We start from the raw sequence: 17,367 nt of genomic DNA, 5'->3' as shown, positions 1-17,367 counted from the left end.
GCGCCGGACGCGCGGGTGGTGCCCTCCGGCGCGGCCTTGTCCGCCGCGCCGCTTTTGCGCCGCTGGCGCGGGGCGTTCGAAGGCGCATCGCCTTCGAACGCCTGCTTCGCCGCGGGCTTCTGCCCCCGCACCTTCTCGACGATCAGGGCGGCAAAACGCTCGACGTTCTTCATGAACGTCTCGTCCGACGCCGCGCCGCGCGCAATCTCGTTCAGCCGCCGCTCCCACTGCCCGGTCATCTCCGGCGATGTCAGCAGCTCGACGCCCGCGCCGCGGATCAGCTCGACCGCCGTGCGGCCCTTCGGCGTGATCGCGATGCGCTTGCCCTGCATGACCACGTAGCCGACCTGCTTCAGCCGCTCGATGACGGACGCGCGTGTCGCCGGCGTACCGAGCCCGGAATCCTTCATCGCGTCGCGCAGCTCCTCGTCCTCGATCTGCTTGCCCGCGCTTTCCATCGCCTTCAGCAGCGTGCCTTCGGTGTACGCCTTCGGCGGCTGGGTCTCCTTCTCCTTCGCCGCACTGTCCTTGCACAGCACCGCCTGTGCCGCATCCAGTGTGAACGGAGCGTCGGTTTCCTCCTCGGCGACGGCATCCTCTTCCTGCTCCCGGTCGGCTTTCCCCTTACCCCGGGACGGCTTATCTTTTTCCTTTTTTTGGTCAGCATAGATGACCTTCCAGCCCAAGGACAACAGCTGCTTCACCGTACTCTTGAACCGTTCGCCTTCGGATACCGTCACGATGGTGTGGAGCTTGTACATCGCCGCGGGATAAAAATGCGACAAAAACCGCCGTACGATCAAGTCGTACAGCTTTTGTTCGTCGGGCGCGAGCCCGCTTGGCATTTTATGCGTCGGCAAAATCGCATGGTGATCTTCCACCCTGGCCGGATTGCAGACCGCCTTATTGTTTTTGTGCACCAGCTTTTTGTCCGCCTGCTGAACAAGCGGCGCATATCCGGTCTTGCCGAGCTGGTCGAGCGCCCGGTGCATCTCGGGAATGTTCTGCTCGGTCACATAGTTGGAGTTCGTCCGCGGGTAGCTGATCGCCTTATGCTTCTCGTAGAGCGCTTGGGCGAGATCGAGCGTCTTTTTGGCGGAAAATCCGAACTTCGCATTCGCTTCGCGCTGCAGCAAGGTCAGATCGTAGAGCTTGAACGGGTATTCCTTCGTATCCTTCACGTCGTAGCTCTCAATCCGGCCGGTCTTCCCTTTGACCTTGGCCGCGAGCGCCGCCGCTTTCTCGCCGTCGGTCAGCTTATCCCCCTGCCACAGCCCGCGGTACTTCGTCTCCCCTTGCGTGAACCACGCTTCGACTTCGTAGTACTTGCTCGACGTAAACGCCTCAATTTCCTTCTGCCGGTCATACAAAAGCGCCAGCACCGGCGTCTGAACCCGCCCGACGGACAGCAGCTCGCGGTGCTTCGTCGTAAACGCGCGCGAGCCGTTCATCCCGATCAGCCAATCCGCCTCGCTCCGTGCCCGGGCCGCCCTCGTCAGCGGCTCGAATTCCGCGCCCTCGCGCAGCTCGGCGAAGCCTTTGCGAATCGTCTCCGGCGTCAGGTCGGAGATCCACAGCCGCTTGACCGGCTGAGACAGCTTCAGGTGCCGCTGGATGAGGGAAAAAATATGCTGCCCCTCCCGCCCGGCGTCGCAAGCGTTAATAAGCAGCCCGCTCCGTTTGGCCAGCTCGGCGATGACCTTGAGCTGGTCCTTCGTCCTCGGATTGGGCACGAGCTTGAACCGCTCCGGAATGATCGGCAAATCGTTAAAATTCCATTTTTTGTATTTTACATCGTACGCATCCGGTTCGGCAAGGCCGATCAGGTGCCCGATGGCCCAGGTGATAATATACTGCTCGCCTTCGATATGCGTGCGTTGATTTTTCGCCTTCGGCTCGATGGCGGCCGCAATATTGCGCCCCATGTCCGGCTTCTCGGCGATAACAAGCGTCTTCATCCGTCAACTTTCCTCTCCTATGCCAATGGAACTTATAGTCAATGGCACCGGCATTTGCCAAGCCGTATTTCGAAAACGTGCTTCATCATATTATACCATAACCCCCTTCCCGTCGACCCGTTCCTTGGAAAAACGCGCAAAAAAACAGCAGGCTGGTTGACCTAACCGACCTGCTGTTGCGCTGAACACGGACTTCATTCAAGCCGCCCTAAACGGTGAGCAGCAGCTCTTTAATCCCGTACGCGAACGTGCTTTCAAGCGGCTTTATAGTAAAGCCCGCGCTTAACCGGAAGTCGGGATACCGCCGGATCCATTCTTTTAAGACGATCTCCGCTTCCATGCGGGCCAGCGGCGCCCCGAGACAAAAATGGATGCCCCGGCCAAAGGCCATGTGCAGATTCGGCTTGCGTGGCACTACGAACCGCTCCGCATCCTGAAACTGCTTTTCGTCGCGATTCGCTGCGCCCATCCAGGCGATGACGTATTCCCCTGCACGCAGCTTTTTCCCTCCCAAGACAATGTCTTCTCTCACGTAGCGGAAAACCGATTGGACCGGCGAACGAAAGCGCAGCACTTCTTCAATCGCTGCAGGCAGCAATTCGTCCGGCTGATTTTTGATTTCACGATATACCTCCGGGTATTCCAAGAACGTATAGATCGCATTGGTAATCAAATTGGTCGTCGTTTCGTTTCCGGCAATGAGCAGCAAGATGCAAAATCCGACGATCTCCTCTTCCGTCAAGCTCTCGCCATTCACGCTGGCCTGAAGCAGCACGGAGATGATGTCGTCCGCAGGCTCCCTTTTTTTCAGTTCGATGATTTCCTTGAAATAAGCATACAGCTCTCCGACCACCTGCTGCTGCTTCCGGTGCTGCTCGTTTTTGGCTTCTTCGCTGTTGTTAGCCGGTCCCGCAACAGCCTGATCGGACCAATCTTTAAATTTCCGTTTATCTTTCGCAGGAACTCCGAGCATTTCGGCAATCACCCGGACCGGAAGCGGGTAAGATAATTGTTCGACGAGATCGATCTCCCGTTCTCCTCCGATGTCATCCAACAATTCGTTGGTAATCGCCTGAATCCGTGGCTCCCAATCCTTCATCGCTTTGGGAGTAAAAGCTTTATTGACAATGTCGCGCATCTGCGTATGCTTCGGCGGGTCGAGATTGAGGAGACTGTTCTCGAAAAGCGACTTTCCGTCGCGAAAAATACGGGACGAGAATATCTCTTTCCGATCCAAAACCGTCTTCACCTCCTCGTAGCCGAAAACATCCCACGTATGGCGCTCCTCATCCCAGCGGACAGGGGCCTCCTCTCTCATTTTACGGTACCATCGAAACGGGTTGAAACGCTCTTCCGGAGTGCTGAGCTCACGGACTTGACCAAAATCGATAATTGCGGATTTTTCCATAATGACGCCTCCTAAAATAAACTTCGTGTTGATTAATGATCACACTGTCTATTATAGTGTTAACTGGAGACGATACCATGAACAGTCCGGCGGAAAGTGTCCACTAACAACCAAAATAAAACCTATATTTGACAACTTTTACACAATACATTTTGAGCGAAAGGATTGACGGAAGTGTCCGAAAATGCGAACGATCCCAGAATTGTCCGGACGATGCACATGCTGCGGGAGGCGCTGCTTGAGCTGATGGAGGAGCATGGCTTCGAACGAATCACGGTGAAGGATATCACGTCAAAAGCCGGCTTGAACCGGGGCACCTTTTATTTGCATTATGCCGATAAATTCGATCTTCTGGAGCGAATCACCGAAGACATGATGCAGGGGCTCCGACAAATCGCCCAAACGTTCGATCCGCTGGATTTGGTCATGCACGAGTCCCGGGATACTCCTTTTCCGTTCACGGTCCGGCTGTTTGAATATTTCGGCGAGCATGCCCGCTTTTTCAGTGTGATGCTGGGGCCGAAGGGAGACCCTGCCTTTTCCGTGAAGTTCAAGGAGTTCATGCAGGTTCATTTGATGGACAAGTTCAACGAATTTCACCACAGCGAAGACCGCGTGCCGGTTCCGTGGGATTATTTGATGGCCTATTTGATCTCCGCGCATCTGGGCATCGTTCAATATTGGCTTGAACAAGGCCGCGACTATACGCCGTGGGACATGGCCTTGATGTTCACGCGCATGACCCAGTTGAGCCCCATTCAATCCGCAGGCTTGAAAAAGTAGTCCCGAGAGAACTTCGCGATGATATTACGAAAAAAGACAGCCCGTTGCAGGCTGTCTGAGCTTGTTGTGAAAGCGGTCAAACGGGATTATAGAGGTTACGAAGGGGCGGGGTATCCACTTCCGGTCGCTCTTGTCTGCAGGAAATTTGATTGAAGCCGCTGAAACAACGGATATTTCCCGCAGACAAAGGCGAACGCTATCGCTCCTCCAGTGGATACCCCGCCTACGTATCTCTATTCTTGTCTAAACCATTTTCCTAAGACAGCCCGCTTCATACAGGCTGGCTCCTCTCCGTCTATTCTTTCGGATGAATCATTTCCTCCGGACGCACGATCGATACGAATTGCTCTTCCGTCAAATAGCCGCTCCGGATCGCCGCTTCCTTGAGCGTCAATCCTTCCTTGTGCGCCGCCTTGGCGATCGCTGCCGCTTTCTCATAGCCGATATGCGGGTTCAGCGCCGTAACCAGCATCAGCGATTCGTCCAAGTACCGCTGAATGACCTCGCGGTTCGGCTCAATGCCGACGGCGCAATGCTCGTTGAACGAATCCATCGCGTCTGCCAGCAGACGAACGGACTGCAAATAGTTGTGAATAATAACCGGCTTGAACACGTTCAATTCAAAATTCCCTTGGCTGGCGGCAAAGCCGATCACCGCATCGTTGCCCATCACCTGGCAGGCGACCATCGTCATCGCTTCGCTCTGGGTCGGGTTCACCTTGCCCGGCATAATCGAGCTGCCCGGCTCGTTCTCCGGGATGCGCAGCTCGCCGATGCCGCAGCGCGGGCCGCTTGCCAGCCACCGGACATCGTTGGCGATCTTCATCAGATCGGCGGCGAGCGCTTTGACCGCGCCGTGGCTGTATACGATTTGATCGTGGCTGGTCAGGCCATGAAATTTGTTCTCGGCAGAGACGAAAGCTTCCCCTGTGTAGCGTGAAATTTCCTCGGCCACTGTCGCGCCGAATTTCGGATGGGCGTTCAAGCCCGTTCCGACGGCCGTGCCGCCGATCGCCAGCTCCCGCATCGGCTCCAAGCTTTCGCGGATCATTCGCTCCGTCTTCTCCAGCATCGCCCACCAGCCACTGACTTCCTGCCCGAGCGTCAGCGGCGTCGCATCCTGCAGATGCGTTCGTCCGATTTTGACGATATCCTCAAATTCCTTGGCCTTGTTTCCGAGCGTTTCCTTGAGCCGCTGCAGCGCGGGAAGCAGCTGCTGCCGCACCGCCAGCACGCCGGCGATATGCATCGCGGTCGGGAACGTATCGTTCGAGCTTTGCGAGCGGTTCACGTCGTCGTTCGGGTGAATCCGCAGCCCGCTTCCTTTCGCTTCGAGCAGCTGCGACGCCCTTCTGGCGATGACTTCGTTCGCGTTCATGTTGGACTGCGTGCCGCTGCCGGTCTGCCATACGACAAGCGGAAAATGATCGTCCCATTGTCCGCCGCTGACTTCATCGGCCGCTTGAGCGATCGCTTCCGCCTTTTCCGGCTCCAGCTTGCCCAGCTTCAGGTTGGCTGCCGCAGCTCCTTTCTTCAGCAGCGCGAACGCCCGGACGATTTCCAGCGGCATCCGCTCCGTGCCGATCTTGAAATTCTCCTTGCTGCGCTGAGTCTGAGCGCCCCATAATTTGTCCGCAGGCACTTGAATTTCGCCCATCGTGTCTCTTTCAGTCCGGAATTCCATCGTTAGCATCCTCCTTGACATAAGTTCATCTAGTTAAGATTACCCATCTTGGAAAAAATTAAAATGCCTTGAGTCCCCGCCGGATCGACCGGCCGCTTCCGCCTATCGGTAGCAGGTCGTAGAAAAGAATTGATTTTTGTGCGGCCTTTTGATTAAATCAACATAACATACATAATAGTATACTATATTTCCAAAGAAAGGTCGAATTCGTCCTATGAATCCACTTTATGCCCCTTTGTTCGAACCGCTCACCCTGCGGAGCGGTATCACGCTCGACAACCGGATCGTCGTCGCGCCGATGACTCACTATTCGTCCCGCCCGGACGGAACGTTGACCGACGAGGAACTGCATTTTATAGCCCGGCGGTCCGGAGGCGCCGGCATGGTCATTACGGCGTGCGCCTACATTGCCCCGGGAGGACAAGACGCCGCCGGAGAGCCCGCAGCCGACCGCGACGAAATGATACCGGAGCTAAGACGCTGGGCCCGGGTCATTCAAGCGCAAGGAACGAAGGCCGTCCTGCAAATTCATCATAGCGGACGCAATGCAGACCCCGGACTCGTTCCGAACGGCGACGTCGTCGGCCCGAGCGCGATAAAAGATGAAGCCGGAGGGTTCGTCCTCCCCCGGGAGCTGGCGCCGCATGAGATCGAGGGGTTGATCCGGCAGTTCGGAGAAGCCGCACGGCGCGCCGTGATCGCCGGATTCGACGGCGTCGAGATCCATGGCGCTTTCGGCTTTCTTCTGCAGCAATTTTACTCTCCGCACGGCAACCGCCGGGACGACCGTTGGGGCGGGAGCGGCGAGCGGCGGCTGGCCTTTCCACTTGCGGTTATCGACGAGGTAAAGAAAGCCGTCGCCCGACACGCCGACCGACCGTTTATCATCGGATACCGCTTTACCCCCGAAGAAGCGACAACGCCGGGGCTTACGATGGCTGACGCGCTGCACTTGGCCGATGTGCTGGCGAAACAAGAGCTTGATTACATTCACGTGCTGACGAACGATTACCGCTCCCGGCCGCGCCGTGAAGCTGACGTTACTCGCACCCGTCTTGAGCTGATCAAGGAGGAGGTCGGGAGCCGTACGCCAGTCATCGGCGGGGGTTCGATCTACACGGCCGACGAAGCGCTTGAAGCGTATGAAACCGGTATAGATCTCATTTCGCTCGCCCGCGGGCTGGTGATCGATCCCGACTGGATCGAGAAGGTCAAGCAAGGACGCGAGGCGGACATTGAAACGACGCTCCGGGCCGACGCGCAGCAGCGTCTCGTGATCCCCGACCCGCTCTGGCGGATGATTTGGGGCGATCCGGGATGGTTCCCCGGGACATCTTAAACAATTCCTTATTTGGTATATTCCTCCTCTCCTATGCACAAACTAATCCCGCGTTTCTCTTTTTAACGATTCGAATCGGGAGAGGTCTTCCTTATGTCAACGAAGTGGGCTTGGTTTATGTTCGGCTCGTTTGTTGGATCGCTTGCGGCTGTCGTGCTTACCGGCATGATTGCCCTTTTGTGCTCAAGAGGCATCATCAAGTGGATCGTCGGGCGCTTTACGAAACGGTTAATGTCCAACCCTTACGAGTCCAACATCTGGGAAATCGTAACGGCGATGACCCGAATCAGCCCCATTACCGTCGTGGAAAACAGCATTCGCGCCGCTTCCGGCGCCGTGATCGAACGTCCGTTCGGAAGCCCGCGTAAATTTCTTCATTTCGATGGACTCGTGTTCTCTCCCGCGCAATTGTCTACGCTTCCTACGAAGCAGGACGTCGAGATCGACACGACAACCGTCATTGGGCCCAAAGCGCAAAAGCCGCTGGTGCTTCGCATACCCATTCTCGCTGCCGGGATGGGCTATGGCGTAGGCTTAAGCGATAAGGTAAAGGTCGCCATCGCCAAAGGGACGGCCAAAGCCGGGACAAGTACAAATACCGGCGAAGGAGGTTTTTTGCCGGAGGAACGGCAGAATGCCAAACACTTGATTATTCAATACAATTCGGGCCATTGGTCCAAATCGCCCGAAATTCTAAAGCAAGCCGATGCGATTGAAATCCGTCTCGGTCAAGGAGCGCTGGCGGGAACGGCAAGCGTCCTGCAAGCCGCCGATCTGGAAGGTAGAGCCAGCGAGATCATGCAGGTACAGAACGAGGAAATCACCGTTATTCCGAGTCGCCATAAAGATATTTCAAGCCCGCAGGATCTCAAGCAAGTGGTTGAGCGGCTTCGTCAGCTGACCGGAGGTGTGCCGATTGGCGTAAAAATATGCGCCAGCGCCGTTCTGGAGCACGATCTGGAAATCGCCATTCAAGCCGGCGTCGACTTTATCAGCCTTGACGGGGGCCAGGCGGGGACGAAAGGCGGCGCGCCGATTCTGGAGGACGATTTCGGGCTGCCGACGATTTACGCCCTGTCACGCGCAGTCCGCTATCTTCGCCAACGGGGCGTCAAGAACTCGATCACTCTTCTGACCGGAGGCGCGTATTCGCAGCCTGGCGAATGCCTTAAAGCCATCGCTTTGGGAGCCGACGGAGTGTATATGGGCACCTCTTTGCTATGGGCCATGACGCACGATCAAGTCATGAAAACCATACCTTGGGAGCCTCCGACACAGCTGGCCTACTACACCGGAATCATGAAGGAAAAGTTTAATGAGGATGAGGCAGCTGTATTTTTGGAAAACTTTCTTAACTCTTTCACGGATGAAATGAAGCTGGCGATCAGCGCGCTCGGAAAGCGCTCTTTGCGGGAAGTCAACTCCGACGATATGGTGGCCCTCGATGCATGGACCAGTCATGTAACGAAAGTAAAATTGGCCTACGAGCCGTGGGAGAAGCCGGAAGCGAATCCGCATCGATGATGAGCTGCAGAAGGGGTGGTGCGAGTTGAATACGCCGATGCCCGCTTTCCGATGGATAATGAAGCAGACTTGGGAGCATTTCCTGTTCGCCCACTGGCCCGTTCCGGTCGAAGCGATCCGTTCCTTCGTGCCTGAGGCGCTGGATATCGACACTTGGGATGGGCAGGCATGGGTCGGCATTCTGCCCTTCCGTCTCGGCGGAATACGCTTGAAATATATGCCTTCCTTGCCCTGGATGCGCTCGTTTCCCGAGATTAACGTCCGTACGTATATTCGGTCGGGAGAGGAATCCGCCATCTTTTTTTTGTCCATGGACGCTTCCCACCCCCTTCTTGTTCCTGTCGCCAAGCAGTGGTACCGGCTTCCGTATCACCAAGCGAAGATGCGCTTCCGCGCGGATGGCCGGACTATTGCGGTTCAAAGCCGGCGGCGGTCCGCCTCTCTGCCGGAGGAAGCCTTTTGCGCCACATACCGCCCTGTCTCTGCCCCGTTCGCCGCCCGGCAAGGAACGATCGAATATTGGCTTATGGAGCGTTATGTTTACTATTGCCGGTGCGGCCGCAGCGGCGGACTGTACCGGGGCGAGGTGCATCACGCGCCATGGGAGCTGCGAACGGCCGAAGCGGATTTGAGTTGCCATGCATTGACGCGAGGATTCGGATTGGAGCTGGGAACTCCCGCCCTGCTCCACTACTCCCGGGGAACCCGCGCCCTTATCGGACCGCGCAGCAAAGCATGGAACCAGCCGTGACGAGAGCTTACGGCTTCAGAGTGTTGAGAAAGTGGTCAAACGGGATTATAGAGGTAACGAAGGGGTGGGGTATCCACTTCCGACCACTCTTGTCTTCGGGAAATTTGATTGGAAGCCGCTTACTAGCGGACATTTCCCGAAGACAAAGGCGGCCGCTATCGCTTCTCCAGTGGATACCCCACCTCCGTATGTTTCTCTATTTTTGCTTAGACCACTTTCTCAACAAGCTCCAGCCGTGACGAGAGCTTACGGCTTTATTTTTTGCGGAGCGCCCCGGCCACAACAAGCAGCAAGGGAAAGAGCAGGCCGACGGTGATGGAACAGACCGGCCATACTTTTTCATCCCATTGCAATTGATAAGCGGAGCTCGGATAAATAAACAAGGACAACGGCACCATGAGAAGGCCAAGGGGGATCACGATCACTCGTTCGTTATCCAATTTCAATAGCTGAGCTAGCCCCTTTACAGCTGCATAAAAATAAATGACCGTCTTGAAATAAAGCGCGATAATCCAAAACGCAGCCACAATCACTTCAATGCGCGTAATAAAATTGGCGATATTGATTCGTTTGGCAAGCGCATAGCTGGGGTAAAATTGACGTGCCGTCTGCTCCGCCCCCAGTACCCCGACGCACGCGACTGTTACAATGAGCAGGAACATCCCTCCGATAAAGCTTCCAAGCAGGAAAGCCCCCGACGTTTTCGTTCCCCCCTGAACGGCCGAAGGATAAATCATCAAAAAAAAGACGAGCGGAAATGAGGTGTAGCTCATATAGGAGAATACGCCTTTCAAGATCGGTAAGATTCCTGCTTCAAAAACGGGCTGGAAATGTTCAAGCTCGATTTTGGGCGAAACGAACACGATCAGAGCGGCAAACAGAACGACAACGACCGGAAATAACACTTCAGCCGTGAGAGCCAGCGTTTTAAGACCAAGAAGAAGGCCCATAACCACGATAAACGTGAACATGATATGAATCATATATTCGGGCGTCGTACGCATCACTTGCGTGGTCATGAAATTGCCCATGTAATACACCAGGGTTGAAGCTCCTAAGACGTAGCATGCGAAAAACGAAACGATAGAGACGATTGCGCCCATCCATTTGCCAAGCAGCCGACGGCTGATTTCCACATAGGTCAAATCGGGGTATCGACCGGCCACCCGCATGAGCAATAAAACGACAAGCAGCCCGCTCCCTATTCCAGCTACAATAGGAATCCATGCCCCCTGCTTCACATCCCCTGCGGCTGCCGACGGGATAAACAGAATGGAGCTTCCGATAGAAAACAACATTACCATAATCATGTATTGCCTACGCGTCATTTTATCGCTATGGCTCATTACCCTCCCCCCCTTCACCTCACCGATCCGACGGATACGGAATCTTTTTCTTACGTATAGCCCCGACGGCAAGCAGCAGCAGCGGAAAGAACAAACCGGACGTCATCACCCAGAACGGCCACGTCCGTTCATCCCACTCCTGCTGATAAGCGGAATTATGATAAACAATCAAAGACAATACCGCAGCCAGAACTCCAAGGGGAAGCGCAAGCGCACGTTCGTCGGACAGTTTCAACAGTTGGGCCAGTCCCTTCATCGAGGCATAAAAGTAAACGATCGTTTCGAAAAAAAGCGTAATGATCCAAATAGCGGCAACAATGACTTCGATGCGCGTAATGAAATCCGCGATATTGATTCTTTTGGCAAGCGAATAGCTGGGATAAAACAACCGGGCTGTAGGTTCGGCCCCCAATACCCCGATGCAAGCGGCAGTAACAAGAAGCAGCAGCATTCCTCCAATGAGGCTTCCCAGCACAAATGTCTTTGAAGCTTTGGTTCCCGTCCGAACGGAAGAGGGATAGATCGTCAAGAAAAAGACAAGCGGAAAGCCCGCAAAACTAACATAGTCCAGCGCAGATTTCAGTATCGGCCTAACTCCGGCTTCCCAGACCGGTTGAAAATGTTCAAGTTGAATTTTAGGAGAAACGAAACCGATTAGAGCGGCAATCAGCAGGGCAACGACCGGAAACAATATTTCCGCCGTACGGGCCACCGTTCGTAGGCCGAGCAGAAAACCCATCACCAGGAGGGCGGAAAATATGATATTGACGATGTAGGCGGGGGTTGTAGTCATAATTTGCGTTGTAATGAAATGGCCCATGTAGTACACCAGCGTGCAGACGCCCCCAATAAATGCGGTTAAGATCCATATCAAGGACACGAGCGCACCCACCCATTTTCCAAGCAGCAGGCTATTGATTTCAACAAAGGTCAGCGTAGGATAGCGACGAGTAACTTTTATTAGCAACAGCAAAATCAGGCAACCGCATCCCATCCCGACCAGAATGGGAATCCACGCTCCTTGTTTTGCGCTTGCTGCTGCGGTCGAAGGAATGGCCAAGAGCGAGCTCCCGATCGTAAAGAGGATCACCATAAGCCGAAATTGCCTGACCGTTATTTGTTTGTCGCCGTTCACCGCCTCATCCCCCCTCCTCCCCCAAACCGGCCGACGTCACGAATTGTTTTTTCTGCGCATCGACCCTTTTTTCCGTACGGTCCCGATGGCAAGCAGCAGTAAGGGAATAATTAAGCCTGAAGTGCCCGCATACAGCGGCCATATTTTTTCATCCCACAATTGCCGGTAAGCGGCGCTCGGATAAAATATGCGCGAGAAGACAAGGGACAGAAGTCCCAAAGGCAGCACCAGCGCGCGATTGTCCCGCAGCTTTAACAATTGAGCCAAGCCCTTCATGCCCGCAAAAAAATAAATCATCAGCTTAAAGTAAAGGGAGAGGAACCAAAGCGTCGCCATGAGCACTTCGATCCGCGTGATAAAATTGGCGATATTGATTTTTTTGGCCAGCGTATAGCTGGGGTAAGCTTGTCTGGACGTACCCTCCGCCCCCAGTACGGCAACGCATACCGTCGTAATCGTCAGCAAAAACAATCCGCCGACCATACTTCCGAGCAGCATAGTTTTGAAAGTCTGCTTAGGTTCTTTGACGCAGGACGGATAAATCATTAAGAAGAAAACCACCGGAAGCGTGGAGTAAGCCAAATACGAAATGCAGGACTTGATGATCGGCTTGACTCCGGCGGTAAAAGCGGGCTGCAAATGCTCCAGCTTCATGTTGGGCGATACGGTCAAGATCATCACGATGAATAACGCGGTAATCAGCGGGAACAAAACCTCCGCCGCGCGGGCTACCGTTCCTAACCCAAGGCGCATGCCCCAAATGGCTATGGCTCCAAAAAGAATATTTGCTGCAAGGACCGGTGTGGCGGGCATAATCTGACGCGTCACGAAGGTTCCGGCGAAATCGATTAACGATACGCCCCCTACCGCAAACGTATTCACAATCAAAAAGAGCGAAACGATGGCGCCAAGCCACTTGCCAAGAAGCTTCTCGCTCATTTCCACCAGAGTCAGACCGGGATACAGGTTTGCCACTGCATTATACAAGCAAATGAGCAGAAGGCTTAGCCCTATTCCGGCAAGGATCGAAATCCAGGCATCCTGTTTGGCGGCCGCTGCGGCTCCCGCGGGCACGAACAGGACGGAGCTGCCGATCGTAAACAAAGCGACAAGCAGCATGAACTGCCTGGAGGTAATCTGATTATCCACGTACCATCACCACGCTATTCCGACGGTTTTAATATTCCGAATACATAATCGCTCACGGGTTTGTACAGGTACGCAATCCAATCCAACGGGTTCGGGATATTCAACCGCAGGCTTTTGGCGATGCTTAAGCCAAGACCGAGCGCCAGCAAGAGCGAAAATACCCATAGTTCCTTCTTCCTTTTTGTCCGCACAAGCGACGGCACTTCCAGCCAAACAATCGCCGCGCCCACGGCAAGAATACCGGCAATGGCCACCATGACTTATTGCTCCTCTTTCTTTTTCATATCGTTGATGAAGGAATTTGTCTGCGTGCCCGTTCGCCTGATTTTCACATCGATGGAAAGGTCTACAGGCAAATTCACGAACTCCTGCCGCCAATTTTTCTTAAGCTGCTTCCATGCTTGCGGATTCGAACGGTGAATCGCGTTCCCAAAGCCGAAAATGTCCGATCCGAATGTTTTCTGAGCTTTGTTGATCACATGCCGCAAAGAAGCCGTCAGCTTTTTTTTCAATTCTTTTTCCAAACCGTACAACGTTTCCGGCTTATTCAGATCGATCACGCACTTGACCTCCGTGACGTCCGCTTCCATAAAAAGCTTCACCTTCGCTTCCGGCTTTCCCTTTGTAACCGTACCCTTGATTTTGCTATTGACGCGGTTCACGACAAGATCCAAGGTGCCTTTTTTCGGACAGGCCAAGCTTTCCACCGTGCTCTTTACTTTGCCGAGGATGTAATTGTAATCCCGGGTCTCGGCGTCATTCAGCCAGCCCACAAGCTTGTCGTCTTTAAAAACCGCGGTAGACGAAAACTTGAAATGGGTATAATCGTTGCTCTTCAAAGAATTGCTCATTTTCTCTCCATTTTGCTTGCTTCCGATCGTTTCCACCCCGGTCAGTACTGCCATTTTTCCCGGGCTGATCAAGTCGGACAACAAATCGTCCAAATACACGTTAGCCGTTTCTCCGGTGACTCTCTTGTTCCAATCCATCGATTTAAAAATCTTGTTCGACTGCGATTTTTCTGTATGCGTGACGATGCTTAGGATTTTTTCGGCTTGCTCTCCCTTGGCGATCAAAATATAAAAATCGGCGCGAAGCTCATTGTCTCTTGAAAAAAAATCGAGGATGTCTCTAATGCCTTCCCTTGCCACTTGCTCGCTGATGATCAAAACCCGCAGATGGGACAAGTAAAAATATCTCGGAGACGACCGGATCATCTTGCGAATCGCCTCCACCATGGAAGGAGCTGTCGCACGAAATATGGCGGTAGGCGTACCGGTGCTTCCGCCGCGCTTGGAAACCATGGCTTCGGGAACGACGACTTGCGCGGACAGCTTGTATTGGTCTCCGCTTTTATCGATCCCTATGCCCCCGACAATGGATAAGTCGTTCAGCTCTCTGCGACTCCAACAACCGGCAAGCATTGTTCCCATCAGCAGGAAGCACAGGGATAATAGAACCATTCGCCGCACGGCCGCTCCCCCTTTACCCTTGATTTTGTCCTCCTCCGTCCTGCGTTGCCGGGTCGGATGCATTGCCTTTCGGCTGGCGCCGCAGGTTGCCGGGATGCAGTGCTTCGGGCCGAGTATACATCTGCCACCAGGGGACCCGGACAATCGCGTCCTTTTGGTCGGCCAGCCTGAACGGCGCCGTCGGCGACAGGTATGGCACCCCAAACGAGCTCAAATGGCACATGTGCAGGACAAGGGCGATAAGCCCGACGATGATCCCGAATATCCCGAAGGACGCCCCTAAGGCCATGTACACAAAACGAAGCATCCGAATCGAAATTCCCATATCAAAGCTTGGGAAGATGAATCCCGAAATTGCCGTTATCGATACGATGATGACCATCGCAGGCGATACCAATCCCGCATCTACCGCGGCCGATCCGAGAACAAGCGCGCCGACGATCGAGATCGACGTTCCGACGGCTCTGGGCATCCGTATCCCCGCCTCCCGCAGAAGCTCAAACGTGACTTCCATCATCAGAGCCTCGATGAATGCGGGGAACGGAATGCCCTCGCGTTGTGCAGCTAGGCTGACCAGCAGAGAGGTTGGAATCATCTCCTGATGAAAAGTTGTGATCGCAATATAAAGCGAGGGCGCAAGCAGCGATATGACCAACGCAACGTACCTGAGCAGGCGGATAAGCCCATAGTCGGCCCGATGATAGTAATCCTCGGCAGACTGCATGAACTGGGCGAATACCGCCGGTACGATCAATACGTACGGCGTGCCGTCGATCAAGATGGCGACACGCCCCTCGAGCAGCGCGGCAGCCACCGAATCCGGACGCTCGGAATTCGTTACGGTCGGAAACACGGAATATTTGCTGTCCTGGATAAACTCCTCGATATAGTTGCTTTCCAAAATGCCGTCGATATTAATTTGTCCGAGCCGGTCGCGAACTTGTCGGAGGATATCGGCGTCGGCGATGCCTTCGATGAACATAATGCTTACGTCCGTTTGTGTCACACGTCCGATTTGTCTCGTTTCCACCCTCATGCTCGGACTTTTGATTTTTCTCCGGATCAGGGCAATATTGGTTTGAAGCGCTTCGGTAAAGCCCTCCTGCGGTCCGCGGACAACGGTTTGGGATGTCGGCTCCGTGACGTTTCGTCGCTGGCCTCCGCTGGTATCGACCGATAGCGCTTGGTTGCAGCCTTCGATCAAAAGAACGGTATGGCCAACAAGCAAGGCTGATTTGACGGCCTGGAAATGGTTGGTCAGCTTGATATCACCGATTGCAAACGGAAAATGCCTTAAAATCCACTCCATATTCCCCGCGTTTTTACGAGGGTTCCCCCACTCGCTTTTCTCCGAATGCGTATAAAAGGATTCCATCAATCGGTAAACGGATTGTTCCTCCGTAAGGCCCGCAATGAAAACAAAGGCGCACGGAATCTCGTTATCCGGTCCTATCATCATTTCCCTTATGATCAGATCGGAGCTGTTCCCGAGCTGCTGCCGCAGCTCTTGAAGATCGACCTGGAGGAGACCGCTGAGTGGACTGTTGTCGTTAGAAGCGGCTTTGCCGCCTCCCTGTTGTCCGGTTTGCTTCGAGGCCGGCAAGCGATTCATGCCGCTTTTGTTTTTGCGAAAAAAAAATTGCACGGTTCCTCGACCTCAAATCTTAAGTGTTGCCATTATTATTCATCCCCGGCAGTTACTTTATTCCATAAGATGCATATGGTTGGCGAAACGAACAAAATATAGTAACGATTTACACGGGAAGGGGGACCGATCGTGCATTTTTTTTCATTAACCGCTCGCCAGTTTATGCTTTTGACGGCGTTGTTCGTTATTGGCGACACCATTTTGTACGTCCCCTCCAATGTCGCTTTTGTAGCCGGGCGAGACGCCTGGATTTCCGGCCTGGTTGCAACTTGTGCCGGTCTTTTGTTGGTTTCGCTGTACGGAATATTAGGTAAACAGTACCCTCGTATGCTGCTGATTGATATTTGCGAAAGCGCGTTCGGACGCTTCCTTGGCAAGGTGGTCGGCCTGTGGGTGATTTTATTTTTCTTTATCGATTCCGGGGTGCTCCTTTGGCAAATCGGCGATTTTATGTCCACCCACATCCTGATGGCAACACCGATTCAGGCTAACCTGATCCTGTTTATCGCGATTATTGTCATGGGGGTACGTTTGGGGGCCGAGGTTCTTGGGAGGGCTTCCGAAATTATTTTCGGATGGAGCGCTGCGCTTTTTGTTCTGTTCGTGCTGATGCTGTCTCCCAATTTGGAAGGTCATCGCATTGTGCCGTTGGCCGAACATGGACTCCGTCCGGTCGTTCGCGGCGCTCTTTTATTAATCGGCTACTATTTGGAGTGCTTCGTCCTTATTTCCCTTTTTCCATATCTCAAAAATAGGGAAAAACTATCAGATGTTTTCCGCAAGGGAATGCTGATCGGATCGTCCGTGTTAGCCTTAACCATCCTGATGAGTGCCTCCATCTGGATCTTTACCCTTTACTTCAAATTGACCCTTTGTTTTCACGCCGCGGTCCGGGAAATGGCACAGTTGTTTCAAATAAAGATTACAAAATATTATCGTTCCCCTCGGCCGTTCTGGTCGTCGCGGCTTCTCTGATCCTTGTACCGAATGTCTCTTATTTCAACTCGCTCATTATCCAAACCTGGTGGCCCTATACGCTAACTCAAGGGCTGCTTCTGCCGCTGCTTCTGCTCGGTATCCCTAAAGTCAAGTCGCTTATTTCCGCAAGACAGAGATAACGGTGCCGATTCTGGCTGCAGCGCTCATGCGCCTGCCGGAACATGAATACAA

Annotated in this window: 14 protein-coding genes; 5 read left to right on the top strand and 9 right to left on the bottom strand. The window is 53.9% G+C overall.

Going from position 1 to position 17,367, the window contains the following annotated elements:
- Both KQX66_RS24355 and KQX66_RS24350 read right to left on the bottom strand, forming a co-directional pair.
- On the bottom strand, nt 1-1,958 hold a 1,958-nt coding region (locus KQX66_RS24355; protein WP_216795408.1), incomplete at its 3' end, for a DNA topoisomerase 3.
- A gap of 208 nt (nt 1,959-2,166) precedes the next feature.
- The gene (locus KQX66_RS24350) at nt 2,167-3,366 is read right to left on the bottom strand and encodes a cytochrome P450 (protein ID WP_216795407.1); all 1,200 of its coding nucleotides are present in this window, start codon (nt 3,364-3,366) and stop codon (nt 2,167-2,169) included.
- Nucleotides 3,367-3,540: 174 nt separating this feature from the next.
- Between KQX66_RS24350 and KQX66_RS24345 the strand changes: the two genes are divergently transcribed.
- Complete coding sequence (locus KQX66_RS24345) at nt 3,541-4,149, top strand: TetR/AcrR family transcriptional regulator (protein ID WP_216795406.1); 609 nt, start codon at nt 3,541-3,543, stop codon at nt 4,147-4,149.
- Between the two features lie 295 nt (nt 4,150-4,444).
- Here the strand turns inward: KQX66_RS24345 and fumC are convergent, their stop codons facing one another.
- Nucleotides 4,445-5,833, bottom strand: coding sequence for a class II fumarate hydratase (fumC, locus tag KQX66_RS24340; RefSeq protein ID WP_216795405.1), 1,389 nt, complete (start codon nt 5,831-5,833; stop codon nt 4,445-4,447).
- Nucleotides 5,834-6,047: 214 nt separating this feature from the next.
- Between fumC and KQX66_RS24335 the strand changes: the two genes are divergently transcribed.
- From KQX66_RS24335 to KQX66_RS24325, 3 genes are all read left to right on the top strand, one after another.
- The gene (locus KQX66_RS24335; protein WP_216795404.1) at nt 6,048-7,172 is read left to right on the top strand and encodes an NADH-dependent flavin oxidoreductase; all 1,125 of its coding nucleotides are present in this window, start codon (nt 6,048-6,050) and stop codon (nt 7,170-7,172) included.
- A 93-nt stretch (nt 7,173-7,265) separates the two neighbouring features.
- A complete protein-coding gene (locus tag KQX66_RS24330; protein WP_216795403.1) occupies nt 7,266-8,696 on the top strand; it encodes an FMN-binding glutamate synthase family protein in 1,431 nt (476 codons plus the stop codon).
- Nucleotides 8,697-8,721: 25 nt separating this feature from the next.
- Entirely contained in the window at nt 8,722-9,447 is a 726-nt protein-coding gene (locus KQX66_RS24325) for a YqjF family protein (protein WP_253957402.1), read from the top strand.
- Between the two features lie 254 nt (nt 9,448-9,701).
- Here the strand turns inward: KQX66_RS24325 and KQX66_RS24320 are convergent, their stop codons facing one another.
- Genes KQX66_RS24320 through KQX66_RS24295 form a run of 6 tightly spaced genes read right to left on the bottom strand, consistent with a single transcriptional unit; the run spans nt 9,702 to nt 16,194 of the window.
- On the bottom strand, nt 9,702-10,793 hold the full coding sequence (locus KQX66_RS24320; protein WP_216795402.1) for a GerAB/ArcD/ProY family transporter: 1,092 nt from the start codon (nt 10,791-10,793) through the stop codon (nt 9,702-9,704).
- Nucleotides 10,794-10,812: 19 nt separating this feature from the next.
- Nucleotides 10,813-11,928: a GerAB/ArcD/ProY family transporter gene (locus tag KQX66_RS24315; protein WP_216795401.1), complete on the bottom strand. Its 1,116-nt coding sequence runs from the start codon at nt 11,926-11,928 to the stop codon at nt 10,813-10,815.
- 36 nt (nt 11,929-11,964) lie between these two features.
- Complete coding sequence (locus KQX66_RS24310; RefSeq protein ID WP_308647267.1) at nt 11,965-13,077, bottom strand: GerAB/ArcD/ProY family transporter; 1,113 nt, start codon at nt 13,075-13,077, stop codon at nt 11,965-11,967.
- A gap of 14 nt (nt 13,078-13,091) precedes the next feature.
- Nucleotides 13,092-13,334, bottom strand: coding sequence for a hypothetical protein (locus KQX66_RS24305; protein WP_163856269.1), 243 nt, complete (start codon nt 13,332-13,334; stop codon nt 13,092-13,094).
- A gap of 3 nt (nt 13,335-13,337) precedes the next feature.
- On the bottom strand, nt 13,338-14,540 hold the full coding sequence (locus tag KQX66_RS24300) for a Ger(x)C family spore germination protein (protein WP_253957411.1): 1,203 nt from the start codon (nt 14,538-14,540) through the stop codon (nt 13,338-13,340).
- Nucleotides 14,541-14,562: 22 nt separating this feature from the next.
- Nucleotides 14,563-16,194 carry a spore germination protein gene (locus KQX66_RS24295; protein WP_216795399.1) on the bottom strand — a complete coding sequence of 544 codons (1,632 nt, stop codon included), beginning with the start codon at nt 16,192-16,194 and terminating at the stop codon, nt 14,563-14,565.
- Nucleotides 16,195-16,326: 132 nt separating this feature from the next.
- On the opposite strand from KQX66_RS24295, the gene KQX66_RS24290 reads away from it, so the two are divergent.
- Nucleotides 16,327-17,172, top strand: a complete 846-nt coding sequence (locus KQX66_RS24290; RefSeq protein ID WP_216795398.1) for a GerAB/ArcD/ProY family transporter — start codon at nt 16,327-16,329, stop codon at nt 17,170-17,172.
- The last annotated feature ends 195 nt before the right edge of the window (nt 17,173-17,367 follow it).

The sequence above is a fragment of the Paenibacillus oleatilyticus genome, from assembly GCF_018998565.1.
Classification (GTDB): Bacteria; Bacillota; Bacilli; order Paenibacillales; family NBRC-103111; genus Paenibacillus_G; species Paenibacillus_G oleatilyticus.
Note: the sequence above shows the minus strand (reverse complement) of the source record. Positions and strands in the feature narration are given on the sequence as shown.